The organism is Paenibacillus sp. FSL P4-0338, from assembly GCF_038002365.1.
In the GTDB taxonomy this organism is placed as follows: Bacteria; Bacillota; Bacilli; order Paenibacillales; family Paenibacillaceae; genus Paenibacillus_AQ.
The window spans coordinates 1263372-1289294 of sequence record NZ_JBBOCG010000002.1; the positions used below are offsets into that span (position 1 = coordinate 1263372).

A 25923-nucleotide genomic window follows, 5' to 3' on the forward strand; every position below is an offset into this window, starting at 1 on the left:
TCTGATCTGTGCGAACAAGGCAGAGATGTTTTACTACAATGTAAGAAGGTGACCTGAAGTGAAGGCAAGCTATCGGCCGACAGCAGCCGAGATTAACCTGGATGATTTGCGTGCCAACTACGAAGCTTTACGCGGCGTATTGCCGCAGGAGACCAAGTTCATGGGATGCGTCAAAGGAAATGCTTATGGACATGGAGCAGTGGAGGTGACGCGGGAGCTGGAGCGGCTTGGAGCAGATTACGTCAGTGTTGCTTTTCTGGATGAGGCATTGGAGCTGCGTCAGGCGGGAATACTACTTCCTATCCTGGTGCTGGGCTATACTTCACCGGAGGGCATTGCCGTAGCCTGGGAGAACAATATCACCGTTACACTGTTCACACCGGAGGTACTGGAAGCGGTTAGGGCTCTTCCTGTAGAGAAGGAGCACCGGCTGAAGGTACACATCAAGATTGACAGCGGAATGGGAAGACTGGGATTATTGCCGGAGGATGCGCCTGCATTCATCGCTGAGGTTCATGCGGTGGCACAGGCGGAGCTGGAGGGCATGTTCACCCATTTTGCCAGAGCAGACGAACACAATAAAAGCTATACACTAATGCAGCACCGACGTTTCATGAGCGTGGCGGAGGCGCTTCGGGACATGAACATTACCATCCCGATCATACATACGGGCAATAGCGCTACGGCCATTGATACACCTCTACTATCCATTAACATGGTGCGTGTAGGCATAAGCTTGTACGGATTCTACCCCTCGGCTGAGGTGAACCGCGAGCTGGTGGCCTTGCACCCGGTAATGACGCTGAAGACGCAGGCTGTATATGTCAAAACCCTGCCGCCTGACTCAGGCATCAGCTACGGCACCCGGTACTTCACGGCAGGCGATGAGATCATCGCTACGCTCCCCGTGGGGTACGCTGACGGATATTCCCGCATGCTAACAGGCAAAGCGGAGGTGCTAATACGCGGACGCCGCGTTCCTGTCGTCGGAACGATCTGCATGGACCAGTGTATGGTATCACTCAAATCTTTCGCTCTAGAAGCGGAACAAATCAAAGCAGGCGAAGAGGTTGTACTCATCGGCCGCCAGGGCACCGAGTCGATTACGGCAGATGAACTGGCGCTCCATTTAGGGACGATCCACTACGAAGTAATCTGTATGCTGGCTCACCGGGTACCGCGCGTGTATGTACGCCAAGGTATGCTACCCAACCTCGTTAATCCTTTGCTGCAAGCCTAATACCCTGACCAGATACCTAGTACAGGAACTGAATATAAGGAACGTACCGTGTAGAGCTTGTGACTTATAGTCTATACGAACCGCCATTTCTAGTTTATAATGGGATGCAGCATACTTGATATACTGGCGGCATATATTCCTTGTATAAAATTCCTTGTATATTGTAACACTGGAACACAAGGGCAGAAGGTTTGTGGGGGTGGAAGAGAAGGTGGCCAATTTGCAGAACACCAAAAGAATCATGATCAGCTTGCCCGATCATCTCTTGCAGGAAGTAGATGGGATCGTTCAACTGGAGAACTCTAACCGTAGTGAATTGATCAGGCAGGCCATGAAGCTGTACTTGAGCGATCGGAGGAAACGTACCATCCGCGAGTCCATGCAGCGGGGCTATATGGAAATGGCTAAGATTAATTTGACCATGGCATGCGAGGCTTTTCTCGCAGAGGAAGATGCAGACAGTACTCTTGGCCGCTTAGTAAGCGGGGTGTAACTATTGATTGTTAAACGCGGCGACGTTTTTTTTGCCGACCTTTCACCGGTTGTGGGTTCTGAGCAAGGTGGAGTAAGGCCGGTACTGATCATTCAGAACGATATTGGCAATCGTTTCAGCCCGACTGTGATTGTGGCAGCTATCACTGCCCAGATCCAGAAGGCCAAGCTGCCGACGCATGTCGAGATTGATGCAGCAGCTCATGGCTTTGACCGGGATTCCGTGATTCTGCTGGAGCAGGTTCGTACCATTGACAAGCAACGCTTAACGGATAAAATCACCCATCTGGACGATGAAACCATGAAGCTGGTGGATGATTCGCTGCAAATCAGCCTGGGGCTGATTGATTTCTGAACCCTACGGGGATATAACATCAACCATCGTAATAAAAGGCAGGCTGGATATATTCCGGTGCTGCCTTTTTTGGCGTTTTGGGGTCCCCGCAAAGTACCTGAGTCATCATCGAAGCTAAAGCCCCACTTTGTGGGGTTATTTGGCGTTAGTCCCATATATACTTATTGATATACCGAAGGGATAGATGAGTATGGGTGATGGGGGTTGTGTATGGACATTACTGCGTGTTATAATTAGACCGATCGGTCGGTCTAGAGGAGGGTTAACAATGAAGGGACGCTCAGATGGAGAAGAAACGAAGAGCCGGATTCTGGAGCATGCCACCAGTTTATTTGCGCAAAAGGGCTATGGCGCTGTAAGCATGAACGAGGTCTGCACAGCCGCGAAGGTCAGCAAGGGCAGTCTGTATCACCATTTTCCGGGCAAGGATGAATTGTTCCTGTACGTAGTGGAGGTGGATACCCTGAAGTGGCTCAAGGAGTGGGAGGAGCTGCGGAGCGGGATTAGCGGAACGGAAGCCCGTCTATACGCGCTTGGGGATCATTATGCAAAAGATATCCAGAATCCGCTGATTCATGCCCTGGAGGAATACGGAAGATCTCATACGCTGTCAGAGGAGATCCGTGAGCGACTCTCACATATTTTCGAATCGGTAACAGAGGCCTGCCGTGTACTGCTGCAAGAGGGGATGGATTCCGGTTATTTGATCCGTGGTGATCTGGAGAACTATGTAATCACGCTCAGCGCCATGCTGGAGGGAATCAGCCGGGTCCATGAGATCACAGGCCGGACCGATACCCCGGAGACGATCAGGGCATACTACCGTGCGGGAATTCAGATCCTGCTTCAGGGGATAGGTTCCAGGAAGATGGAGCAATAAATAGAGATCATTAATGAATTACAATCAGAGCTTATAGCAAGGCTCTGAGATATACGGAGGGAAACACCAATGTCATTACTGTTAAAAAACCGGGGAGCGATGCTGCTCCTGATGTTGAATATCTTTTTGGCGTTCACGGGGATTGGGCTAGTTGTCCCTATTATGCCTACCTATATGAACGAGCTGGGCATTGGCGGGAGTGTGGTAGGACTGCTGGTGGCAGCCTTCTCACTGACGCAGCTGCTGGTCTCGCCCTTCGCCGGAAGACTGTCGGATAAGATGGGCCGTAAAAAAATCATCGTCGGCGGTCTGGCCGTATTCGCCTTCTCGGAGCTTCTGTTCGGTCTGGCCAATGCCTCCTGGGTGCTGTTCGTATCCAGAATGCTTGGCGGTATCGGTGCCGCGATGATTATGCCTGCGGTTATGGCTTATGTGGCAGACACCACTACCTCGGAGGAGCGGGCCAAGGGCATGGGCTTCATCAACGCAGCCATTACCACCGGCTTCATCATCGGGCCGGGAATCGGCGGTTATCTTGCGGAGCTGGGCATCCGCGTCCCCTTCTTTGTCGCTGCGGGGGCTGCCGCCATTGTTGCGGTAATCACCTTGCTGGTCCTGCCAGAATCACGTTCGGCGGAGCTGCGGGAAGAAGCGAGAACGATGGGAGGCAATAACGATAGTCTAATCATGCAGCTCATGCGCTCGTATCGTGAGCCTTATTTCTTCGGATTAATTATTGTATTCGTGCTGTCCTTCGGACTGGCCAATTATGAGACGGTATTCGGACTCTTCGTAGATCATAAATTCGGGTTTACTCCTAAGGATATTGCGTTTGTCCTGACGTTCGGCTCCATTGCCGGGGCGGTGGTGCAGATTACCGCATTCAGCTGGATTCTGAACAAATTCGGGGAGAGCCGGGTCATTTCCGCCTGTCTGATGATCGCGGGCTTGTCGATTCTCCTGACGCTGTTCGTGCATGGCTTCGTGGCGATTGTATCTGTGACCTTTGTTGTTTTTCTGGCTATGGATATTCTTCGCCCGGCGGTCGGCACCCAGCTCTCCAAGATGGCAGATGATTCGCAGCAGGGTCTGGTGATGGGAATGAATTCCGCTTATACGAGCCTTGGCAACATTGCCGGTCCGATTGTGGCGGGGGTCCTGTTCGACCTGGATATCAATTTCCCTTATGCGGTAGCTGCGCTGGTCTTGTTCATCAGCTTCATGCTGTCGGTAGGCTATGCCCGGCGGAGAAGAAGCAAGCAGGTTACTGCGGTGCGCTAAATGTATGTGAAAAACCGAATACAATACGTTAACATGATTGCGGCTGTGCTATCCCGGTGGGGATGGAGCGGCCGCTTCTTCTTTTATACGGGGCAAACTTTGGTCCTGCGGCAAACTGTGATAGTATTTCAGTAGAGAGCTATGAACTTAGACTGTGTATAGAAAGAGGGATCTACTTGAGCGTTGATACGAATCAGGCGGTGAAGGCGGCGGAAGATGCCGCTGCCCGTCAGGAGCAGGAACTGATACTTGCAGCTATCGCGAAGGAGCTGAGCATCAGTCTGAAGCAGGTAAGAACGACGGTGGGGCTGCTAGACGAGGGCAACACCATTCCGTTCATCGCCAGATACCGCAAGGAAATGACCGGGGAGCTGGACGAGAATGTCCTCCGCGATGTCGAAGAACGGCTCGGATATCTGCGTAACCTCGGTGACCGCAAGAAGGATGTGATCCGCAGCATCGAGGAGCAGGGCAAGCTAACTCCTGAGCTGCAGGCGAGTATCATGAAGGCTGTGAAGCTGCAGGAAGTGGAGGATCTGTACCGTCCGTTCAAGCAGAAGCGCAAGACACGGGCCAGTGTCGCCAAGGAACGGGGACTTGAACCGCTGGCGGATTGGGTCATGGAGCAGAGACGCCAAGGGGTTCCGCTGGAAGAGGCTGCGAAGTATATCGATGCGGACCGGGGTGTGGAGAGCGCCGAGCTGGCGCTGCAAGGGGGGATGGATATCATTGCCGAGAATATTGCCGATGATCCGGATATCCGTTCCTGGGTGCGCCAGTATACAGCGAGTCAGGGGATTCTGGTCTCCGAGGCCAAGGATGCCCAGCAGGAAAGTGTATACGAGAATTATTATGCGTACCGGGAGCCTGTGCACCGGATGCCGCCGCACCGTATTCTCGCGATCAACCGGGGGGAGCGGGAGAATATCCTCAAGGTCGGTATCGAGGTGGTGCCGGACAAGATTCATGTGTTCATTATCCGCAAGCTGGTGAAGGGGCCTTCTCCGGTCAAGGAGCTGCTGGAAGCGGTGACCGAGGATGCCTACAAGCGGCTGATCGCTCCTTCCGTTGAGCGCGAGGTGCGCGGGGAGATGACCGAGAAGGGGGAGACGCAGGCGATCTCCATCTTCTCAGGTAATCTGCGCAGCCTGCTGCTGCAGCCGCCGGTGAAGGGTCGCCATGTTCTGGGCGTCGACCCGGCCTACCGCACCGGCTGCAAGCTGGCCGTAGTGGACGATACCGGCAAGCTGCTGGAGGTAGCGGTCACGTATCCGACGCCGCCGAACAACAAGAAGCGCGAGGCGGCGGCCAAGTTCAAGGAGCTGATCGCCAAATATGGCATCCAGCTCATCGTGATCGGCAACGGCACCGGCTCGCGGGAGACGGAGCAGTTCACGGCCGAGGTCATTGCCGAGGTCGGCGACCCTGACCTGGCCTACCTGATCGTTAACGAGGCAGGGGCCAGTGTGTATTCGGCCTCCAAGCTGGCGCAGGAGGAGTTCCCGGATCTGGATGTGGCGGAGCGCAGCGCCGCCTCCATCGCCCGCCGCGTGCAGGACCCGCTCGCGGAGCTGGTCAAGATCGACCCGAAGGCCATCGGTGTGGGGCAGTACCAGCACGATGTGTCGCAGAAGCATCTGGAAGAGAGTCTGAGGGGCGTCGTAGAGTCGGCGGTTAACCATGTCGGCGTCGACGTGAATACCGCTTCGGCCTCGCTGCTCTCCTATGTGGCAGGAGTGAATACGACGATTGCCAAGAATATTGTGAAGTTCCGCGAGGAGAACGGCAAGTTCACTACGCGTAAGGCACTGCAGAAGGTGCCGCGCCTGGGCGCGAAATCCTACGAGCAGTGCATCGGTTTCCTGCGTATCCCCGGAGGGGACAATACGCTGGACCGCACGCCGATCCACCCGGAATCCTACGCGGTGGTCGACAAGTTGTTCCGCGAGCTGGGGCTGGATGTGAAGCAGCTTGGCAGCAAGGAGGTTGCAGAGCAGCTAAGCGCTCAGGATGCGGCGGATCTTGCGGTGAAGCTTGCGGTGGGCGTGCCTACGCTGCGCGACATCCTGGAGAGCCTTCAGCGTCCGGGCCGCGACCCGCGCGAGGAGCTGCCGCTGCCTATCTTCCGCAAGGATGTGCTGAAGATGGAAGACCTGCTGCCCGGCATGGAGATGCAGGGCACGGTGCGCAACGTAATCGACTTCGGCGCCTTCGTCGATATCGGGATCAAGAACGACGGGCTGGTGCATATCTCCCAGCTTAGCGGCAGCTATGTGAAGCACCCGATGGATGTTGTCTCCGTCGGAGACAATGTCACCGTATGGGTGCTCGGCGTAGATGTGAAGAAGGGCCGCGTCAGCCTGACGATGCGCCAGCCGCGCGAGGCGGCGGGCAGCGGGGAGTAGAAGTAGAGGACGTTACGGACTCAGAGGACCTTATTTTGCTGAAATCGGCGTTTTGTAGACCGCTGCGGACTCAGGAGCCGTTAATACAGGCTTCGAAGCCTGTAAGTAGGCCTCACAGCCTCATTAGCGTCTTTTGAGTCCGTTTAGGCTGACAAAAGAGGCCTTTTTAAGAGAATAACGGCATCCCGGTCCGCAAAGACCGGAGGAGCGAAAAAAAAGCTGTGCTATCCTTCATCAGGATGGCACAGTTTTTTTGCGAAATAGGGCTGATGAATTTGAGCTGAAGATTCAGCTCAGCAGTATAAAACAACTATAGTTATTCAAGAACGGAGCCCCCTGCCCGGCAGTGTTATGATAGACAGAAACAGAAGGTGGCGGTTGGGAATTGAGCAATAGAGTGATCCGGCAGTTTGAAGAGAAGGATATGGCGGCGCTTGGCGTGATGTACGGGCAGGTGTCGGCGCAGGAGGATGTACTGTTCTGGTGGGTGGGGGATGCGGACAATTGGGAGAATGTCTTCTGTGCTTTTGAAGGGGAGCAGATGGTGGCCAAAGGCCAGCTGCAGCTCTTTAATGTGGTGCCTCCGGGACGCGCAGCGGAGAGTAAACACAAGATTTTCGTGAATCTGAAGACGTCGCCCGGACGAGAAAATGATCTGGAGCTGCTTGACAGCGTCTACGCCCTTCTGCTGGAACGGGTACAGGTGCTGAAGCGTACGCTGCCCCCGGAATATGGGACCCTCCTGTGCACAGGCAATTATGCGGCGGAAGAGAGTTGCCATGCTTATTTCGCAGAGCATCTCGGTTACCTGCCGCATAGCCGCTTGTATACGCTCCAGCGCGATCTTCGTGAACCCGTTCATACGGTGGAGCTGGAGGCAGGCTTTGAATTGACCAATGTGCCTATGGAATCACCGGAGCAGCGGGCGGCTTATCTGGAGCTGGAAGCGGAGATCTGGCCGGAGACCCCGCTTGGAATGGAGCGTCTGCTGGAATATCAGGAGCATCCGCTCTGGGCATCGATGGTTGTGCGGGATGCAGGCCGGGTGGCGGGCAGTCTGATGGTCTGGCAGGAAGAGGAGCTTGGCATCATTGAGGATGTATTTGTCTGTAAGCCCTGGAGAAGAAGAGGCATTGCCAAGGCGCTGCTGAATCGTGCGTTAATGTATCTTCAGGAGAAGGGTCTGGAGCAGGCGCAGCTGGTCGCATTGACCACGAATGATTCCGCACTGTCCCTGTACCATTCAGTAGGTTTCCAGACTGGGCGTCAGGAGATTAGATACTCCAAGGAGCTGTGCTAACGAACGACTCCCTGATCATAGAGACTGTACAATCACATATCACAAAGAGCGCACCAGCCGGATATCCGGGGGTGCGCTCTTTGCGATGCAGCAAGTTAAGTGAAGGCAATTACTTTGTGACTCTGGAAGCAGCCGAGGTTGCCGAGCCTGGTGTAGCTTGGGCTACTGCGGTATAGCCTTCCGGCAGATAGGTGACGGCGGTACCTGCCGAGATGACCTGCGGGTTCATAGACCCGGGCTTCGGTGAGGTTACCTTGAAGTAGATCACGGCAGTTTTGTCAGCGCTGAATTCAATCCGCTCAATGACCAGGCCATATCCCGGATTCGGCAGATTGGATACGGTCACCGTAGCTTTGTTGACACCAGCGGCTGCTTTGTCCAGTGTAACGGCTGCATCGTATGTGCCGGACGGGGCAGCAATGTTCTTATCCATCATAATCACTTCCTTCACGGCCGCATGGCCCTTCAGATCTGAGAAAGCGGAAGCCTGTGCTCCGATAGCTATGGTTGCCGCCAGAATGCAGCAGGCCAGCGGGATTATGGCCGTGCGCAGCCGGGGTAATGTATTCTTCATTATACTTCACCTCGTATCCTCTTAGATGGAATTATTATTCTCTAACCCCGCAGTGGTGATTCGCCGGAGGTCCAAAACAATTCATCATGTGTCAATTTTCATCTACCAGAAGTCGAATCTTCGCCTGAATACAGCTACTATTGCAGCTAAAAAGGTCAATATACGATGATTGAAAGGTAATATACGGTGAGACAGGGTGCAGAAGAAAAATTATAATAATGATAACGCTTTCGTTAATATTGCGAAGAAGGAATGGCTTGTCTTACCTGAGAGTATTGTTGAGTGTATTGTGACCTAATAGTTCCACGTTTCCCGGCTAACAGAGCCTCGCTCTTAAGCATAGATCATTTATGAATTCCTACTAAGGGGGTAAGTCAAATGAGAAAAAAGAGTATTCTTGCTTTGGTGCTGGCAGGCTGTCTGGCAGGGCTATCACTCACAGGCTGCAGCAGTAAGGGGAACAGCTCGGATGTGGGGAACGACAGCAGCAATACGCCGGAGGGGAAGACGAAGCTGAAGGCGATTATCGTGAAGCATTCATTAACCAAAGATGTCACGCAAATGAAATGGCTCGCTGAAATAGAGGAGAAGGCGAATGTCGAAATTGAATGGCAGCAAATCTCTGCGGACTGGGATCAGAAGAAAAGTGCCCTGTTTGCCAGCGGTGAAATTCCGGATTTGCTGTTCAATGCGACCTCGAACTCTGATTTTGTGCAATTCAACGGGTTGTTCGAGGATCTGGGCCCGCTGATTGAGAAGGACGCGCCTAATATTCAAAAAATGTTCAGCGAGCACCCGGAATTGAAAACGCTTGCTACTCAAATTGACGGGAAGCTCTACGGCACTCCGCGTTATAAGGGCATCTGGCCTGGCTCCACCGCCTCGATGTTCATTAACAAAACCTGGCTCGACAATCTCGGCCTTCAGGTGCCTACGAACTGGGATGAGCTAGAGACGGTGCTGCTTGCCTTCCGCGATGGCGACCCGAATCAGAACGGGGACAAGACGGATGAGATTCCGATGGATTTCAACCCGATTGGCTGGGACTTCACGCCGAAGCTGCTGCTGGGCAGTCTGGGGCTGCCTCTGTCCAACGGGGCGAGCGACGGCTATTTTACAGAAGGGGCGCAGGTTAAGAATTTCTATGTAGATGAACGGTTCAAGACGCTCATGCAATTCCTGCAGAAGCTGTACAGCCAGAATCTGATCAGCAAGGAAGTGGTCACGCAGGATTACTCCAAATACCAGTCCGTTGCCCGCGGGAATGGAGCTACGGCCAAGGTCGGATTCACCTGGGGCTGGGAGACAGGAGACCGCTTCGGCAACGAGCTGAAGGATCAATATGTTACCCTGCCGCAGCTGAAGCAGCATGCAGATTCTACGGATGAGCTGTACTGGAGCAATGACTACTACTACCAGAATTACGGCTCCAATGCGGTGTCGGTCAGTGCCCGCTCCAAGAACAAGGAAGCTGCGATGCGGTTCATTGATGGTTTTTATGAGCCGGTTGTCAGCTTGCAGGTTCTGTTCGGCGGGATGAATGACACGGATAAGGGAATCAAGGATAACGGGGATGGCACGTATGCGATTCTTCCTCCGGCAGATGCATCCCTCGACCCCGGCTCATGGAAATGGACGAATTCGTTCGCGGACAACGGTCCGATGTACATTGCCGATGCACTGAAGGACAAGGTGACGCTTGGGTCGGATATGCAGAATGTGCTGAAGGAGAAGGCTGTCTATGATGAGCTGCTGAACAAGGCAGACGAGAAGAGTAATGTCTATCCGCAGAACTTCATGAAATACAGCACAGAGGACACTAACACCCTGGCAATGAATCAGGCGAACGTCAATAATATCACGGATCAAAAGTGGGCCACCTGGCTGACCACCAAGGTAGACATTGAGAAGGAGTGGGCTGCCTATGTCGCCTCCGTTAATAGCTCCGGTCTTGAGCAGAACCTGCAAATCCGCCAAAAGGCGTATGACGAATACCTCTCGACCTTGAAATAGTGGACTTGAATGGAAGGGGCGCTCCCAAATGAAACCAGCACAGACCACGGTGCCGCATCAGACGCTGCGGGAGAACGGATGGCTGCGTAAGCATGCCGGGCATTATCAGCTTTGGCTGATGGTGCTTCCTGCGGTCATTTATATCGCCATTTTCTGCTATGGTCCGATGTATGGCATCCAGCTTGCTTTTCGTGAATTTGATTTCAGCAAAGGACTGACGGGCGGGGAATGGGCCGGGCTCAAATATTTCGAGCAGTATTTCAACAGCCCGATGTTCTGGCCTACGCTGAGAAATACGTTTATAATTGCTTTTTTCTCCATCCTGCTGGGCTTCCCGATGCCGATTCTGCTGGCACTGGTGGTCAACTCAATCCGCAGCAACAGACGAAAGCGTATCCTGCAGACTACGGTGTATATGCCTTATTTCATTTCCACCGTTGTACTGGTCGCACTATTGCAGATTATGCTGTCTCCTACCACCGGTCTGATTGACGGTTTCCTGAAGGCGCTGCACCTGATCCCTGCGGATACGAACCTCATTGGTGACCCTGGCGCCTTCGTTCCGGTGTATGTCATCTCTGCCATCTGGCAGGCCTGCGGCTGGAATAGCATTATCTTCATCGCCGCCCTGTCCTCGGTGGATGCGCAGCAGTATGACGCCGCCCGGATTGACGGGGCTAACCGCTGGCAGACGGTATGGCATGTCGAGATTCCGGCGATCCTGCCGACCATTATTATTTTATTGATTATGAATATGGGCAGCATACTCAGTGTAGGCTTCGAGAAGACTTTTCTGATGCAAAATAGTCTCAACAAGCCTGTCTCGGAGGTCATCTCCACGTATGTCTTCAATGTGGGCGTGAAATCCAACCAGTTCAGCTTCGGTTCAGCGGTCGGACTATTCAATACCCTGATCAACTTCACGTTCCTGATGCTGGCGAATGCACTGGCCAAAAAAACTTCAAAAATCAGTCTAATGTAAGGAGGAAATGGGATGTCAAACAGTCAAGCCGCTCCTTCGCAAAAGATTAAGCATTCGGGCGGTATCGCAGACAGGCTGTATACGCTGGTGGTTGCGGTTATAAGCATCGCAGCGTTCATCATGGTCGCGTACCCGCTGTATTTCATCATCATAGCTTCCGTCAGTAACTCTACCATGGTGAATCAGGGACAGGTTATTCTATGGCCCAAGGACATTAACCTGTATGGTTATGAGCAGATATTCAAGGACACCCGGATTTGGCAGGGGTATAAGAATACGATTATTTATACGGTGCTGGGCACGCTGCTCAACCTGCTGGTCACACTCCCTGCGGCGTATGCCTTGTCCCAGCGGAAATTCCGGGCACGCAGATTCATTATGCCGCTATTCGTGATCACGATGTATTTTGGCGGGGGCATGATTCCCACCTATCTGCTTATCCGTGACCTGAATCTGCTGAATACGCCTTGGGTAATGATTGTGAACGGCGCTATTAGTGTATACAATCTGATTATTACAAGGACCTTCTTCGAGACCGCTATACCAGAGGAGCTGCATGAAGCGGCAACCTTGGATGGCTGCTCGCACTTCCGTTACTTCATCTCGGTGGTGGTTCCGCTGTCCAAGGCGGTGATCTCCGTCATCACGCTCTATTATGTGGTGGGTCACTGGAACGACTTCTTCAACGCCCTGCTCTATATTAATACGGATAGCTTACAGCCGCTGCAGATCGTCCTGCGCAATATTCTGTTATCCAATCAGGCGTTCGCGGGTGGAGCCGGATCAGGTGCCGGTGCCGGTGCGGGCAGCTATGCCCAGCAGTTCGCGGATCAGATCAAATATGCGGTCATTATCGTATCGACGGTGCCGGTGCTGATTATCTATCCGTTTATCCAGAAGTACTTCGAGAAGGGTGTAATGATCGGTGCGGTGAAGGGCTGAGCGTATAGCTGACGCTGCGGGCAGCATCCGGTGGGCCGGGAGGGAGGGAACCTCAGTGAAAAAAAGTCTTGAACTGCTCGATTCCATCGGCGAACCTGTATCTCAAGATATGAAGGAAAAGCTAATTCATGGCAGCAGACAATTCCGCATGAGCGTGCATGTAACCAAGGTACCCTCCATGAATAATCTGGTGCTGTATTCCCACTGGCATGAAGAGCTGGAGCTGCTGTTCATGATTAAGGGCACGGCCAAATTCCATGTGGGACAGGAGAAGCTGGTCGTCCAGAGCGGAGAGGCAGTCTTCATTCAGCCCAATATGCTGCATTCGGCGATCCGCGTGGATCAGGAGGAGATCATTTTCTGCGCCGTGCTGGTGCACTTCAATTTCCTCTCCAGCCTGGAGAGAGACAAGATTCAGCAGCAGTTTGTATCCCCGCTCTTCCTCGACAACCGGCGTTATCCGCTGCTGATCGGGCGGGAGCTGGAGGAGAAGCTGCGGCTTATCCCACTGTTGGAGGAGGTGCGGGATCTCTATCAGCAGGAGTCGCACGGCTATGAGATGCTGATTAAGGCCAGGCTGTTCGAGGTACTGTACCGGCTGGAAAAGTGTGCGGCTGAGCATCCGCGGGCAGGACTGCCCGGGCAGTCCCGGGGCGGCAACAGCTCGATGCTGGCCAAAAAAACGCTGGCCTACGTCCAGCAGAACTACAGCAAGCGGATAACGCTCTCGGATATGGCCCAGCAGGTCAATATGAGCCCGTCGTACTTTTGCCGCTTCATGAAGAAGCAGTTCGACCTGTCCCCGATGGATTTCCTGAACGAATACCGGATCTCGGAGGCAGTCAGCCTGCTGGAGACCACGGATAAGAAGATCATGGAGATCTCCGGCATGACCGGCTTCAGCAATGTGAACCGGTTCACGGAGATGTTCAAGAAAACCTACGGCTGCCGCCCGATGGATTACCGGAATAGGCTGCGGCAGAGTAAGTAGGCGGAGCAGCTTAAGATTCGACTTGAAACTGAGTTCGTCGCTGCGGTGAACTCAACTTCTTTTTTGCTTTTCGTAAAAAATATTAATACTTCTATACAAAGCAGGAAAAAGCAGTTCCCGTATGGGAACTGCTTTTTCCTGCTAGTTGTGCAAGCCTTGATAGAAGGGGAACCTCTTACTTCGCTGGAGCCGATGGCTCAAGCCAGCGTGAATCCATTACAGGCTCAGCCGTCGCAGTGTAACCTGCGGGCAGGTACGTGGATACCGAGCCTTTGGTGATCACTTGCGGATACATTTTATCCGGGTCAGGCAGGGTTACCTTGAAGTAGATTACGGCTTTGGTGGCGCTGGTGAATTCGATACGCTCTACTGTCAGGCCGTAACCGGGGTTAGGCAGATTGTCAACGGTGATGGTGGCTTTGTTGACGCCTTCCGCGGCTTTGTCCAGGACTACATCGGAGACGTAATTGTTAGCCGGAACCGGCTCCGGCTCAGAAGGCTCATTGCCCGGATTGTTCGGCGTAATCACCCGGTCGGCGAATTCAGCGGCATCATGGATCATGACAGCGGCTTCAGCACGGGTAATCGCATCGGACGGACGGAATTTTCCGTTATCCAGTGTGAGCACCTTCGTGTTCAGCAGCACCTGCAGGCTGTAATTCACCTCTGGAGTAAGCTTATCGCCATCCTCGATCATGAAGAACATCTTGGTCACCGGGAAATTGCCCTTGCTCTGCAAGGCTTGGGTCAACAGATGGGCGAATTCTGCACGGGTCATCGGTGCATTCGGGTTGATATCCTTTGCCAGTGTCAGGCCGCTCTGCTTCGCAAGGGCGAAGGAGGAGGCGTACCAGGTATTATCTTTTACATTGTCGAAGAGCTGGCTGGCCTTAGTACTGCTGTCAGTACCGGCTTTCGGCGCAAGCGCCAATCCTTTTACAAGGAACTGTACGGCTTGCGCATTCGTCACTTTGGCATTGGGGGCAAACAGGTCGTTTGTAATTCCGTTAATTACGCCTGCGCTATGCAGTGAATTGATCTTGGTTTCGGCTGAATTTCCCTTGAGGTCCGTGAAGGCAAATGCGGACGCTCCGAAGGATAAACTGGCAGCCAGGATTCCGCACGCGATGCTCATTTTTTTTGCGTGCTTCGTTAGATTAGTTGGTTTCATTGTGCATCACCTCTATATACTCAGATGGTTCTTTACGGCGAAAAGTTGCAGTTGTCCGGAAAATAATACGAATAAACTTAGGACAACGGGATAAACCGGGTGGACCACAGGTAAAATTTATTTTGCGGATCGGTAAATCCTCTTTTATTCTGGTCCAGGGCTGCGATTCTCTTCATCTCTTCATCGGACAGGGAGAAATCAAACAGCTCCAGATTTTGTTTCAGCCTTGCAGGAGTAACCGACTTCGGTATGACAGCGATACCACGCTCAAGGTTCCATCGCAGGATGACTTGCGCCGCTGTTTTATCATACCTCTCTGCCATTTCGGTGAGCACAGGATGGGTAAGCATCTCCGAGTTACCGTGTCCAAAAGGGCTCCATGCGACATGCCGGATACCGTGCCCCCTCATATAGTCATGAAGCGACCCTTGCTGGAGCAGCGGATTCGTCTGAATTTGATTTACTGCGGGGACAATCGTCCCCTGCTTCATGACCTTGTCCAGATGCTCCGGCTCAAAATTGGACACCCCGATCGCCCGGATCTTGCCCTCTTTGTATAAAGACTCCAGGATATGCCAGCTTTCCAGATAGTGCTTAGCCGGCCAGTGGATCAGGTAGAGGTCAACATAATCCGTTTGGAGTTTTTGAAGACTGGCTTCAAAGGCTTTCCGGGTCTTTCGCCCCAGGTCCGTGCTCCATACTTTGGTCGTAATAAAGAGCTCGCTTCGAGGTACACCCGATTTCTGAACAGCCCTGGCTATCAGCTCCTCGTTGCGGTAAGCTGCCGCCGTATCCAGATGCCGGTACCCGTTCTGGAGCGCCCATACTAGAGCGTCTTCATTATTGTCTTTGATATTGTACACACCCAGACCCACCTTCGGCATCTGGACTCCGTTATTCAAAACGAAGTGTTCCATTTAGCATCTTCCTTTCCTTCTAAGTTCGGATAACAATCCCTCTTGGTGAACGATTATAGCATAAGAAGGCAACTAATCTTCATTGGGAAAGAAAATCGAGACGGATGTACTTCGTAGGATTTTGAAGGGGAAATATAGTTCTGCAGACGGCTGATTGTATTTCCTGCAATAGAAAACTCATATTTGACCGTGAAATGTGCTTCTGTTGTATTTCGTACAGTGGAATGTTGCGTTTTGAGCGAAATATGGCCTTTATCCAACATCAGTTGTATCAAATACAATAGATTCTATTTGGAAGCCTTTTTTACAGCATTCTATTGTACAAACTACAGTTACTCTCGTTCCAGCGTAATCGCATGCTGAGGGTGTCGTCCCGCCATTAAGTTACCAGCGATATGCTCAAGTGTATTCTGTACAACTAAATCGTCCAGTGTAGCGCCTAATTTCCATTTAGTTGTAAAACATACACTTAAGTAAAAAGAAGCGGAGGGGAAGTTTGGAACTGGATTATCACACACTGCCAAACTTTTAAATTGTTCATTTTGTGAATAAGAAACTATGATATTTTTCCTTTTTAATCCCATAAAATACTATAATATAGGAGATGCAATCTTGGGAAACCAAGCTTATTTGAGAAGAATGGGATTGGAGAGAAGTTCATGCGTGTTGCGCTGGTGTGTTGTGCAGATTCCACAGAGCCTTGTGAGGATTGCAGGTTTAAGAAAGTTCATTCTTTTTTTTCACAGGTGTACGGTTGTAAGGTATTGCATTTCAAGGAGCTTGAGGCGCTCGTCGATATTGTGAAGGAGGGCCTCCGGCTCGATGGTGTGGTGATCAGCACCCCTGACTTCAACCCGGGCTTCATTCACACGGTGCAGTACCTGCAGCAGATGCTTACGCTGAGAATATTCTTCATTGTAGAGGAGATCAGCGCGCACGGTACCCCTGTCCCCTTTCCTTCCAATCATATGTATATCAGCAGCTTCGAGCGTTACGGCTTCCAAGAGGAATTGTTCAGCCGGTTGCGCTGCTGGTTCGACGAAGGACTGGGCCTCCCCACACACCACACCAGACAAATCAAGGATATCGCCCTTCATCTGCACTCCAAATCCCTGAAGGTCGGAGAATTCGTCATTGAGCTTACCTGTAAAGAGTTCGAACTCCTGGATCTGCTGCTGGAATGCCAAGGCCAATACATTCCCACCGAGCAGATTCTGCACCATCTGTGGGATAGGTATACATCCCCTGAGATTGTGAGGCAGTACGTATACAAGCTGAGGCACAAAATTGAGATCATCTCCGGACGAAGCGACATCATCCTGTTTCGCCGGGGGATCGGATATTCGGTGAACCCATTGATCTGACAGAGTTCTGTCAGGTCTTTTTTGTGCCCGGGAAACACATAGATTGTACTCTGCCGTCTCCTCTCAGAAATGCACAATAACTGTAAATTAACGCAAGCTTAACAGCCGGGTTATGTCCCCTTCCGGGCTTAGGCGTTACGATGTCATTAATACGAATGGGGAGGCAGATGAAGTGGCAACGATTCAGAACAGTGTCTGGATTCACGCAGACCGGATCACCGTATTTGAGCGGACGAATGATATTGCGCACTGGACAGATTTATTCACGGAATACAAGGAGACGCGGGTGCTGGAGCAAGGGGACGCCTACATCCGGTTTGAGCTGACGACACATCCCGAGGGGAACCGGCCTTCGCGCACATGGGAATCGGAACGCTGGCTGGACCGGCCGAACTTCCGGATTACGGCCAGACGCCTTGCGCCGCTGCTGCCGTTCAAGCATATGAATCTGGAATGGCTCTATGAGGAGAAGGACGAAGGGACGTACATGACCTGGATTCAGGAATTCGAGGTAGATCCGGCAAGCGGGCTGACCGGGGATCAGGTGGAAGCGCATCTGAACCGCACGACTAAGGAGCAGATGGCAGCGATCAAGCACAATATCGAGAAGCAAACGGTTCGGAGCTGAGGGCTTACATGGAGAAGGTGACAGGAAAAAGAGTCGTGATCACCGGAATGGGGCTGCTTACCCCGCTGGGGAATACGCTGGAGCAGTTCTGGAGGAACAGCCTGCAGGGCAAGGTGGGATATGACCGCTTGCAGGGCTATGAGCATATGGCGCTCAAAAGCCGAGTTACCGGCACAATACCGCAGTTCGAGCATTTGGGCCGGACAGCCGATGAAGCGCAGCGGGCAGGCATGGGGCGGCCGGGGATTCTGGCGGTCAATGCCGCGATAAGGGCGGTTGCCGATGCGGGGCTTGTGTTCACGAAGGAGCTGCGGGAGCGTTCTGGGGTCTGCATCGCCAATGCGATTGCCGATACCCCGTTCTCGGAGCAAACCTTCCTGCGGATGACGGAGGGCGGGCAGGGGCCGATTGATCATGGACTCTGTCAGGAGGATTTGTACCGCAAGGGCATGTTCTCTTATATTGCCTTCGAAGTGGCGCATGAGTTCGGACTTCAGGGAGAGGCGCTGGTCATGTCTACGGGCTGCACGGGCGGCATTGATGCGGCCGGATATGGATATGAGTCGATTACAGCCGGGGAACATGACGTAATGATCTGCGGCGCAGCGGAAGCACCGGTCAGCTCCATGACCATTGCCTCCTTCGATGCCATTGGTGCGTTGACCTCTAAGTTCAACGATGATCCGCAGCGGGCTTCGCGGCCGTTTGAGAAGAACCGCAGCGGCTTTGTTCTCAGTGAGGGCTGTGCCGTTGTGGTTCTAGAGGAGCTGGAGCATGCGCTCCGGCGGCAGGCGCCGATCTATGGCGAGGTGACCGGATTCGCAAGTACCAATAACGCTTTTCATATGACCGATCTGCCGCAGGACGGGGATGCGCTCAGTCTGACGATGAACGAGGCGCTGGGCCACGCGGGCCTGACAGCGGAGGACATTCAATATATCAACGCGCATGGAAGCTCGACTCCGCAGAATGATGCTTTTGAGACCGCCGCTTATAAAAGAACGTTCGGAGAGCTCGCCTACTCTATCCCGATCAGCTCCACGAAATCGATGGTAGGCCATCCGCTCTCAGCAGCGAGTGCCATTGAGATTGTGCACTGCCTGCTGGCCTTGAACGAGGGATATATCCCGCCAACCGCGAATCTGGACGAGCCGGACCCGGCCTGTGATTTGAACTATGTACCGAAGCATGCGATACAGCGCGACCTGTACCATATTCTGACCAATGCCAGCGGATTCTCCGGCATTCACTCCGCCATGATCCTGGCAGCGAACGAATACAGTAATCAGGCGGGCAAGCTTCAGACTGAACAATGGATGTGCAGCCTATGAAGAATACAGTATTCGTAACCGGAGTAGGAATGGTGGGGCCGTGCGGGAATAGTGCCGGGGCCTTCTGGGAGGGACTCCTGAGCGGCCGCAATTATATGACTCCGCTCCAGCTTGAGCATACAACCGGAGCCGCCCCTCCCTTCGCGGGACAAGTCAGCGGGATGGAGCCGGAGCGGGTCATCTCGAAGCGTCTGCTCAAGAAATGCTCCCGCTTCTCTGTGATGTCGATCCTGGCTGCGAAGGATGCCATGGATGATGCGCACTGGGAGCTGGATCAGATGAGCCGCAAGCGGATCGGGATCTTCGTCGGCAACAACTCGGGAGGCTGGGAGAGTGCGCGGAACGGCCTGCGTGTCTTGCACACCGAAGGGGCGCCCTTCATTGACCCGAACCTGGCGAGCAACTGGTTCCCGGCGGCGGCACAAGGGCATATGTCCCTGGCCTTCGACATCAAGGGCTACAGCAAGACTGTGATCGCCGACCGGAGCAGCGGGCTGCTCGCCATTGCCTATGCGGCCAGAGCCATCCGCAGCGGGATTATCGATGCAGCTATTGTGGGCGGAGCCGAGACGCCGCTTGATCCGTGGGCATTGTCCTTCTATAACACGGAGGGGCTGCTGAATCTGAAGGCGGATCGCCCGCAGGCGGCATACCAGCCATTTGTGGAGTCGCGCAGCGGGATGGCCCTGGCTGAAGGAGCCGCGTTCCTCTGCCTCGAATCGGAGCGCAGCCTTCAGAAGCGAGAGGCGTCCCGCCGGGTACGGGCGAGCATCCAGGGCTTCGGCTTCACGAATGACGGCCAGGCTGCAGCCCCGCCTGAAGAGAGTGAAGTGCAGTGTGCCAGGGCAATCCGGCTGGCCATTGAGCATTCGGAGACGCAGCCGGAGCAGATCGGCTATCTGTCGCTGGATGGGGCGGCTTCCGCCCGCGAAGACGGAATTGAATGCTCGGCTATCCAAGAGGTCTTCGGCAGTAGTACAGAAGCCAAGTGGGCGGGCTGCCCCAAGACTGTCTTCGGCAACACGATTGGAGCGGCAGGGGCGTTCGATGTGGCACTGAGTGTGCTGGCTATGAATCACGGGGAGTTGCCCGGCCTTCCGTATCTGGCAGAATCGGTTCAGGACAATGGCTTGAACTTCGTCCCGGGGATCAGCCGCCGAACAGCTGTGGAGTCTTCACTGATTATATCCAGAGGAAGGGGTGGTGTCTCTTCGGCACTGGTTGTGAACGCTGAAGGCTTGTAAGGGTGAACATTACGGCACATTAACTTAAGCGGGAGGGTGTATCTAATGGTATTCGAGAAGGTAAAAGCAATCATTGAGGATATTGGCATTGAGGATGAAATTACGGAATCATCGCGGCTCTATGACGATTTGGCCCTGGATTCAACAGAGCTGGCGCTGGTCTCTACAGCACTGGCGAAGGCATTTGGCATCTTCATTGAGAGCCGGGTGCTCAAGACGTATTCTGTAGCCCAAGTGATCGAAGCCGTTGCCTTGAAGGCATGATCAGAGGGATCGGCATGGATCTGGTCAGCATCAGCTTCGTGGAGCAGATGCTGGCCAAGTGCGGTGAACTCTTCATCCAGCAGTACTATTCAATGGAAGAAAGGGAACTGTTCGCCTGTAAAAAAAGACATGCAGAACAGTTCCTGGCCGGTAGATTCGCCGCCAAAGAAGCGCTGCTGAAGGCCATCGGCACCGGAATGAACTGTGAGCTGGACTGGAATGAGCTGGAGTTCCTGAGCCTTCCCAGCGGCCAGCCCTATCTGGTCCGCAGCCGAAGACTGGAGTCTTATATACAGCAGCAGGAGAGCATCCACGTAAGCATTAGTCATCACGGTGATTATGCTGCTGCATTCATCATTATTGAGAGCAGTCAATGACTGTGAGGAGGACGAATCACATGAGCAACAACAAAATATTCACACTACTCGCCATCAACATTCTGCTTGTATTCTCTATTATGGTCAGCATCTTCCCAATCGCACCCCTGATCAGCAGTGATCTCGGCATGACCTCCGGTGAGATTGGAACCATAGCGGGGATTGCCTCGCTGGTGATGACCTTTCTGTCCATTCCGTCTGGTGTCTTCGCAGACCGGTACGGGCGGAAGAAGATTATTATCGCCTCCATGGCATTATCGGCAGTGGCTGTATTTATGGTGGCTGCATCCCACGGAGTGCTGCTGTTCACGGCTGGATGGCTGCTGTTCGGCTTCGCCAGAGGGTTCGTGTCCACGCCGATCTTCGCGGTGGTGATGGATGTGTGCAAGCCCGAGGAGCGGGGCCGGGCGATGGGTATTGTGTCCGGGGCGATTGGTGCCGGGTCGGTGCTGGGGTATGTGCTTAGCGGGCTGCTGAGCAATTATTTCGGCTGGCATACCTCCTTCGCGGTGCTGGCTTCACTGCTGCTGCTGTCCACGCTGGTTACCACAGTGCTGCTGAGGGAGACCGGGGTCAAGAATACAAGCAGAAGCATCGGGCAAGCCTTCAAAAGCTCATTCAAATGGCTGGGCGTCCGCGAAATCCTGCTGGCGGGGATTGTCGGAACTCTATGCTTCATGGTGGGTGTCTTCACCACCTTCCTGGTGCCGTTCGCGGCTAAGGAACAGGATATCTCCCTGGTGCTGCTGAGTTTGCTCTTCATTCCGTATGAAGCAGTAGCCTCGTTCGGAGCGGTCTTTGTTGGCTGGATCTCGGACAAGGTAGGCAGACATGCACCGCTGATCTGGGCCCAGTCGATCTGTGTAGGAGCGCTCGTGCTGCTGTATGCTCTTGACTTCAATCCTTGGCTGTTAACCTTCGGCTATGCCCTGATCGGACTCACGGAAGGGCCGATTATTACCCTGGTCAACACGATTATTACGGATAAGGTCATCAAGATTAATCCGATGGAGATGGGCGCAGCCTTAGGAACCTTCCGGACTCTTCAGGGGGTCGGGATTGCGCTGGGGTCTACGCTTGGCGGATTCTTCTACAGCCGAATCGGCACGCATCCCAGCTATCTGGTGGCCGCCGGACTGATGGTGCTGACGCTGCTGATCTCACTAAGCCTTGGCAAAAAGGAAGAAGCCGGTGTCACCGAATATAAATCTGCGGGATAAGGGGTGCAGTATGAATCAGGTGAAAGTGAATACAGTGGTCCATATGGAGGAGGTGCCGGTGGTTCATGCCAGAGGCGGGCAGATGCGTGTGCTGGCGAGTCCGGTGACTGTCGGGTCCACCCAGCTGATCATGGGCCATGTTCTGCTCCAGCCGGGAGAAGAGATCAAGGAGCATCTTCATGATTACGGCGAAGAGAATGTCTTCGTGATCCGGGGCCGGGGAACGGCGGTCATCGAGGATATTCCGCATGCCATCCGGGAGAACAGCCTGTTCATTGCGCGGAAGGGTGAGCGGCACCGGGTCGTCAATGAGGGTCCGGGCGAGATGGAGCTGGTCTTCGCCACTGCGCCGCTGGCCCCGAGGCCGGAGATTGGGCACAGAGAGGTCTAGCCTCCCGGCCTTGCAATACCAATTCTAAGCAAAGTGGTGAGAAGACGAACGTGAAGAGCGATCTTGTAATTGTAGATACTCATGCCCATTTCGCCGTCAAGGAGAACAAAAGCCTGGAGCTTAGTCTGGCCGGGGCCGGGACGGTCCCGGATTACAAGAAGCAGAAGGGCTTCGATGACTTGCAGTATCTGAAGAAGATGGTGGGGGCCACGCAGGACGGCTTCGTCGATGACAACAATCTGCTGGAGGATTACCTGAACTGTATGGCCGAGAACCAGATTGCCATGAGCTGGGTGCATCAGCTCAGCTTCGAGGATGTCTACGGCTATGAGGTGCTGTCCAATGAGAAAATCGCCGAGGCGGTCCGCGCCCACCCCGACAAGCTGCGCGGCTTCGCCAGCGTCAATCCCTACAAAGGGAAGGAAGCGCTGGCGGAGCTGGATTATGCCATTAAGACGCTGGGCATGCAGGGCTTCAAGCTGAACCCCAATGATTACGGAGGCTTCGTCCTGAATGACCGGGATTTGCTGTATCCGCTGTATGAGCGGTGCAGTGAGCTGGGCATTCCGGTCAGCGTGCATACCGGGATTACGCCGGGCAGTATTTTTCGGATGAAGCATAACTACCCGATTCTTCTTGATGATGTGGCGGTGGATTTTCCCGACCTGACCTTGATTGTGGAGCATATGGGCCATCCCTGGAATGACCTGTGCTATTACATGGTCGGCCGGCACGACAATATGTATGTGACCATCACGGCGGTAGCCAATATCCTGATTCACAATAACCCGAAGGTGTTCCGGATGGAGCTGGCCAAAATGATCTCGGTCTGCGGCAGCCACAAGATTCTCTGGGGCTCGGACTGGACAGTCACTCCGAACATTGCCGAGGTGCTGAATTACATGCAGAAGGTAGTGATCCCGCTGCCCATGAAGCTGATGATGGGGGTGAAGGAGATCAAGCGGGAGGATGTCCAGAACATCCTGGGGCGTAACGCACTCAGAATTATGAAGTAGGTGAGGACATGGCAGTTCAGTTCATTGATTTAAGTGTGCCGATGGAGCAGAATCCGGGCGAGCTGGCCCCGTACGGGTTCGAGCAGACCGGCCATCAGGAGGGGGCAGACCGCTTCGCCCGCCAATTCGACGGGAGCCGGAAGGACTTTCCGGGCGAAGAGTTCCTGAACATGGAGATGATCACCACATCCACGCATACCGGGACCCACTTCGATGCCCCCCTGCACTTCGGCTCCATGAGCGAGGGAGAACCGGCAGCGTCCATTGACGAGGTCCCGCTGGAATGGTGCTTTGGCGACGGGGTGGTGCTGGATTTCACCCATAAGCAAGCAGGAGAATCCATCGGGCAGCAGGATATTGAACAGGCGCTTGAGCGGATCGGGTATACACTGAAGCCGCTGGATATTGTGCTGATTCGTACAGGTGCGGACCGGCACTGGGGAACCCCCCGGTATCTCACGGATTATCCGGGCATGAGCAGGGAGGCTACAGCATTCCTGACCGGGCAAGGCATCAGGCTGATGGGCATCGACAGCTACGGGTTCGACCGTCCGTTCAAGCATATGATCAGCGATTATAAGCGGACCGGCGACAACGCCTATCTGTTCCCCGCTCACTTCTGGGGCAGAGAACAGACGTATTGCCATATGGAGCGCCTGGCGAATCTGGACCGGATTCCGGTGGCATACGGGTTCAAGGTCGCTTGCTTTCCGATCAAGATCAGGCAGGCCGGTGCGGCCTGGGTAAGGGTAGTAGCCATTATTGAGTAGTACATCACAAGTTAAGTGAAACGAGTCACATACCAATCACATAATCCAAGAGGAGGAATTAGGGATGAATTATGAATTTGAGCTTAAGGTTACGGGTGTTAAGGGGCATTGCCGGGCAGGACATAAGGAAGGGGATATCATGAAGGTCTCCCCGTTGAATGCAGGGAATCTGTGTGGAACGGCGTTTCATGCGGTCTTTCCGATGCTGCTGGCGCTGAACATGGATGCGAAGCTGCCGTGGGACCCGGAAGGCAACATTGTACATTCGGCCTGCCCGGATCTGCGCAACCAGATGACGATGGAGATCCGCCGTATTCCGGTGGAGCCGTCCGAAGATTCCCCATATGCGGGCCGGATGCTGCAATCCAAATGAAGGGGGAACGCTCCATATGACCAGAGCGAAGCAATATGTTGAATTGTTCAAGGAGAGAGATTCGATCTGTGTCTCGCATTATCCTGTACCTGTCTCTCAGCACGAAGAGTCTGAAGTAAGGTCGCTGATGGAGCTGAATCAGGTGAATACCAAGGATACACCGGTAGCGCTGTATCTGCATATTCCCTTTTGCGATGCCACCTGCTCGTTCTGCCCGTTCAACCGTTATCTGAAGCGGCAGGATCAGGTGGACCGCTACCTGGCCGCTGTCCGGCAGGAGATGGACAGCTATGCAGCTACGCCGTTTGGCAGCAGCATTACGGTCTCGTCCATTAATCTCGGCGGCGGAACTCCCTCCTGCCTGTCCTCGGAAGAGCTGACCGGTGTCCTGCAATACATCAAGCAGGCCTTCCGCGTGGAAGAGGACGCCATGATCTTCATCGAAGGCAACCCGCGGAATTTCACGGCAGACAAGCTGGAGGCCTTGGCTTTGCAGGGCCTCAACCGGATCAGCGTGGGGGTGCAGACCTTTCAGGAAGAGCTGGCCGAAGTGCTGGGGCTGTATCACAGTGTCGAGGATTCATTCGCGTTAGTGAAGAATGCGCGTAACAGCGGCATTGAGAATGTCGGCATTGACCTGATGTACAATCTGCCGGGCCAGACGCTGGATCAATGGCGGGCGGATATCCTCACCTCCATCGAGCAGGAGATTGACCATATCTGCGTGATTTCCTTCTGTGTTGTCCCGCATACGCAGATTGCCTCGCGTATAGCGGAAGGGAAGATCCCGGGCATCGGGGATGTCTACCGGGAGATCGAGCTGTATACCATCGCCAAGGAGATGCTGCTGGAAGCCGGGTATGAGCAGTACAGCGTCATCGATTTCGCCAAGCCGGGCAAGACGGACCGGCACGCCACCCTGTACTTCTCGGAGCAGTCGCATATGATCGGGATCGGCGCGGCCGCTTTTGGCATCATCAACGGCTATATGTATATCAACAGCGGCAATCTGAATGAATATATGACCCGCGTGCAGGACGGGCTGCTGCCGGTCAATTGCGGGGAGAAGGCGGATGAGCGGGAGCTGGCGCACGGGGCCATGGCTAAGGGGCTGCGGATGCTGTCCGTTAACCGTGCCGGGTTCGTGAAGATGTTCGGGCAGGAGCCGGAGGAGCTGTTCCCGGAGACGATCGAACGTCTGGTGCAGGACGGGCTGCTGATTCAGGATGCGGAAGGGATTCGGCTGACTGAGGACGGCATTATATGGGGCAACAATGTGAGCAAGCAATTTTTCTCCGCAAAATATGCGGATTACGGGCTTCAGCACCGGATGAAGCTGGCCAAGGGACGCCCGGTGCAGTCGGTACAATCGGTACAGTCGGTACAATCATAAGGAGGGTAT

The 25923-nt window shown here is 53.8% G+C and carries 26 protein-coding genes; 23 read left to right on the plus strand and 3 right to left on the minus strand.

Annotation, left to right across the window (positions count from 1 at the left end):
* The first annotated feature begins 58 nt into the window (after nucleotides 1-58).
* From alr to MKZ07_RS29425, 7 genes are all read left to right on the plus strand, one after another.
* The gene (gene alr / locus MKZ07_RS29395; protein WP_036697334.1) at nucleotides 59-1240 is read left to right on the plus strand and encodes an alanine racemase; all 1182 of its coding nucleotides are present in this window, start codon (nucleotides 59-61) and stop codon (nucleotides 1238-1240) included.
* Nucleotides 1241-1451: 211 nt separating this feature from the next.
* Nucleotides 1452-1733: a CopG family ribbon-helix-helix protein gene (locus MKZ07_RS29400; protein WP_036697455.1), complete on the plus strand. Its 282-nt coding sequence runs from the start codon at nucleotides 1452-1454 to the stop codon at nucleotides 1731-1733.
* A gap of 3 nt (nucleotides 1734-1736) precedes the next feature.
* On the plus strand, nucleotides 1737-2087 hold the full coding sequence (locus MKZ07_RS29405) for a type II toxin-antitoxin system PemK/MazF family toxin (RefSeq protein ID WP_036697332.1): 351 nt from the start codon (nucleotides 1737-1739) through the stop codon (nucleotides 2085-2087).
* A 268-nt stretch (nucleotides 2088-2355) separates the two neighbouring features.
* Nucleotides 2356-2967, plus strand: coding sequence for a TetR/AcrR family transcriptional regulator (locus tag MKZ07_RS29410; protein WP_341029066.1), 612 nt, complete (start codon nucleotides 2356-2358; stop codon nucleotides 2965-2967).
* Between the two features lie 69 nt (nucleotides 2968-3036).
* Nucleotides 3037-4248: an MFS transporter gene (locus MKZ07_RS29415; protein ID WP_076162119.1), complete on the plus strand. Its 1212-nt coding sequence runs from the start codon at nucleotides 3037-3039 to the stop codon at nucleotides 4246-4248.
* 200 nt (nucleotides 4249-4448) lie between these two features.
* Nucleotides 4449-6653, plus strand: a complete 2205-nt coding sequence (locus MKZ07_RS29420; protein WP_445670315.1) for a Tex family protein — start codon at nucleotides 4449-4451, stop codon at nucleotides 6651-6653.
* Nucleotides 6654-7038: 385 nt separating this feature from the next.
* Complete coding sequence (locus MKZ07_RS29425) at nucleotides 7039-7953, plus strand: GNAT family N-acetyltransferase (RefSeq protein WP_341029069.1); 915 nt, start codon at nucleotides 7039-7041, stop codon at nucleotides 7951-7953.
* 109 nt (nucleotides 7954-8062) lie between these two features.
* Here the strand turns inward: MKZ07_RS29425 and MKZ07_RS29430 are convergent, their stop codons facing one another.
* The gene (locus MKZ07_RS29430; RefSeq protein WP_036697323.1) at nucleotides 8063-8527 is read right to left on the minus strand and encodes a protease complex subunit PrcB family protein; all 465 of its coding nucleotides are present in this window, start codon (nucleotides 8525-8527) and stop codon (nucleotides 8063-8065) included.
* A 378-nt stretch (nucleotides 8528-8905) separates the two neighbouring features.
* Between MKZ07_RS29430 and MKZ07_RS29435 the strand changes: the two genes are divergently transcribed.
* From MKZ07_RS29435 to MKZ07_RS29450, 4 genes are read left to right on the plus strand one after another with little or no spacing between them, the layout of a single operon-like run.
* Nucleotides 8906-10540, plus strand: coding sequence for an ABC transporter substrate-binding protein (locus MKZ07_RS29435; RefSeq protein ID WP_051493806.1), 1635 nt, complete (start codon nucleotides 8906-8908; stop codon nucleotides 10538-10540).
* A 28-nt stretch (nucleotides 10541-10568) separates the two neighbouring features.
* Nucleotides 10569-11522, plus strand: coding sequence for an ABC transporter permease (locus tag MKZ07_RS29440; RefSeq protein ID WP_083678199.1), 954 nt, complete (start codon nucleotides 10569-10571; stop codon nucleotides 11520-11522).
* A gap of 12 nt (nucleotides 11523-11534) precedes the next feature.
* A complete protein-coding gene (locus MKZ07_RS29445; protein WP_051493805.1) occupies nucleotides 11535-12464 on the plus strand; it encodes a carbohydrate ABC transporter permease in 930 nt (309 codons plus the stop codon).
* A gap of 55 nt (nucleotides 12465-12519) precedes the next feature.
* Nucleotides 12520-13455 (plus strand): helix-turn-helix domain-containing protein, encoded by a 936-nt coding sequence (locus tag MKZ07_RS29450; protein WP_036697320.1) that lies wholly within the window; start codon nucleotides 12520-12522, stop codon nucleotides 13453-13455.
* Nucleotides 13456-13630: 175 nt separating this feature from the next.
* On the opposite strand, the gene MKZ07_RS29455 is transcribed toward MKZ07_RS29450, so the two are convergent.
* Both MKZ07_RS29455 and MKZ07_RS29460 read right to left on the minus strand, forming a co-directional pair.
* Nucleotides 13631-14626, minus strand: coding sequence for an S-layer homology domain-containing protein (locus MKZ07_RS29455; RefSeq protein ID WP_083678201.1), 996 nt, complete (start codon nucleotides 14624-14626; stop codon nucleotides 13631-13633).
* A 77-nt stretch (nucleotides 14627-14703) separates the two neighbouring features.
* The gene (locus MKZ07_RS29460) at nucleotides 14704-15543 is read right to left on the minus strand and encodes an aldo/keto reductase (RefSeq protein ID WP_036697318.1); all 840 of its coding nucleotides are present in this window, start codon (nucleotides 15541-15543) and stop codon (nucleotides 14704-14706) included.
* 764 nt (nucleotides 15544-16307) lie between these two features.
* Between MKZ07_RS29460 and MKZ07_RS29465 the strand changes: the two genes are divergently transcribed.
* The 12 genes from MKZ07_RS29465 (at nucleotide 16308) to hemW (ending at nucleotide 25914) form a co-directional block, all read left to right on the plus strand.
* On the plus strand, nucleotides 16308-16907 hold the full coding sequence (locus tag MKZ07_RS29465) for a winged helix-turn-helix domain-containing protein (RefSeq protein WP_162174489.1): 600 nt from the start codon (nucleotides 16308-16310) through the stop codon (nucleotides 16905-16907).
* Nucleotides 16908-17079: 172 nt separating this feature from the next.
* The gene (locus MKZ07_RS29470) at nucleotides 17080-17535 is read left to right on the plus strand and encodes an SRPBCC family protein (RefSeq protein WP_036697313.1); all 456 of its coding nucleotides are present in this window, start codon (nucleotides 17080-17082) and stop codon (nucleotides 17533-17535) included.
* 8 nt (nucleotides 17536-17543) lie between these two features.
* Nucleotides 17544-18866 (plus strand): beta-ketoacyl-[acyl-carrier-protein] synthase family protein, encoded by a 1323-nt coding sequence (locus MKZ07_RS29475; protein ID WP_051493803.1) that lies wholly within the window; start codon nucleotides 17544-17546, stop codon nucleotides 18864-18866.
* Nucleotides 18863-20110, plus strand: a complete 1248-nt coding sequence (locus MKZ07_RS29480) for a beta-ketoacyl-[acyl-carrier-protein] synthase family protein (protein ID WP_036697312.1) — start codon at nucleotides 18863-18865, stop codon at nucleotides 20108-20110. Before MKZ07_RS29475 ends, MKZ07_RS29480 begins: the two co-directional genes overlap by 4 nt.
* A gap of 45 nt (nucleotides 20111-20155) precedes the next feature.
* Nucleotides 20156-20374 carry a phosphopantetheine-binding protein gene (locus MKZ07_RS29485; RefSeq protein WP_036697310.1) on the plus strand — a complete coding sequence of 73 codons (219 nt, stop codon included), beginning with the start codon at nucleotides 20156-20158 and terminating at the stop codon, nucleotides 20372-20374.
* A complete protein-coding gene (gene acpS, locus MKZ07_RS29490) occupies nucleotides 20371-20751 on the plus strand; it encodes a holo-ACP synthase (protein WP_036697309.1) in 381 nt (126 codons plus the stop codon). Before MKZ07_RS29485 ends, acpS begins: the two co-directional genes overlap by 4 nt.
* A gap of 20 nt (nucleotides 20752-20771) precedes the next feature.
* Nucleotides 20772-21971 (plus strand): MFS transporter, encoded by a 1200-nt coding sequence (locus MKZ07_RS29495; protein ID WP_036697307.1) that lies wholly within the window; start codon nucleotides 20772-20774, stop codon nucleotides 21969-21971.
* Nucleotides 21972-21981: 10 nt separating this feature from the next.
* Nucleotides 21982-22362: a cupin domain-containing protein gene (locus tag MKZ07_RS29500; RefSeq protein WP_036697305.1), complete on the plus strand. Its 381-nt coding sequence runs from the start codon at nucleotides 21982-21984 to the stop codon at nucleotides 22360-22362.
* 50 nt (nucleotides 22363-22412) lie between these two features.
* Nucleotides 22413-23378 (plus strand): amidohydrolase family protein, encoded by a 966-nt coding sequence (locus MKZ07_RS29505; protein WP_051493802.1) that lies wholly within the window; start codon nucleotides 22413-22415, stop codon nucleotides 23376-23378.
* Nucleotides 23379-23386: 8 nt separating this feature from the next.
* On the plus strand, nucleotides 23387-24148 hold the full coding sequence (locus MKZ07_RS29510; RefSeq protein ID WP_036697300.1) for a cyclase family protein: 762 nt from the start codon (nucleotides 23387-23389) through the stop codon (nucleotides 24146-24148).
* A gap of 64 nt (nucleotides 24149-24212) precedes the next feature.
* Nucleotides 24213-24521 (plus strand): TIGR04076 family protein, encoded by a 309-nt coding sequence (locus MKZ07_RS29515; RefSeq protein WP_036697299.1) that lies wholly within the window; start codon nucleotides 24213-24215, stop codon nucleotides 24519-24521.
* A 16-nt stretch (nucleotides 24522-24537) separates the two neighbouring features.
* Nucleotides 24538-25914, plus strand: a complete 1377-nt coding sequence (gene hemW / locus MKZ07_RS29520; protein ID WP_036697298.1) for a radical SAM family heme chaperone HemW — start codon at nucleotides 24538-24540, stop codon at nucleotides 25912-25914.
* Nucleotides 25915-25923: the final 9 nt, after the last annotated feature.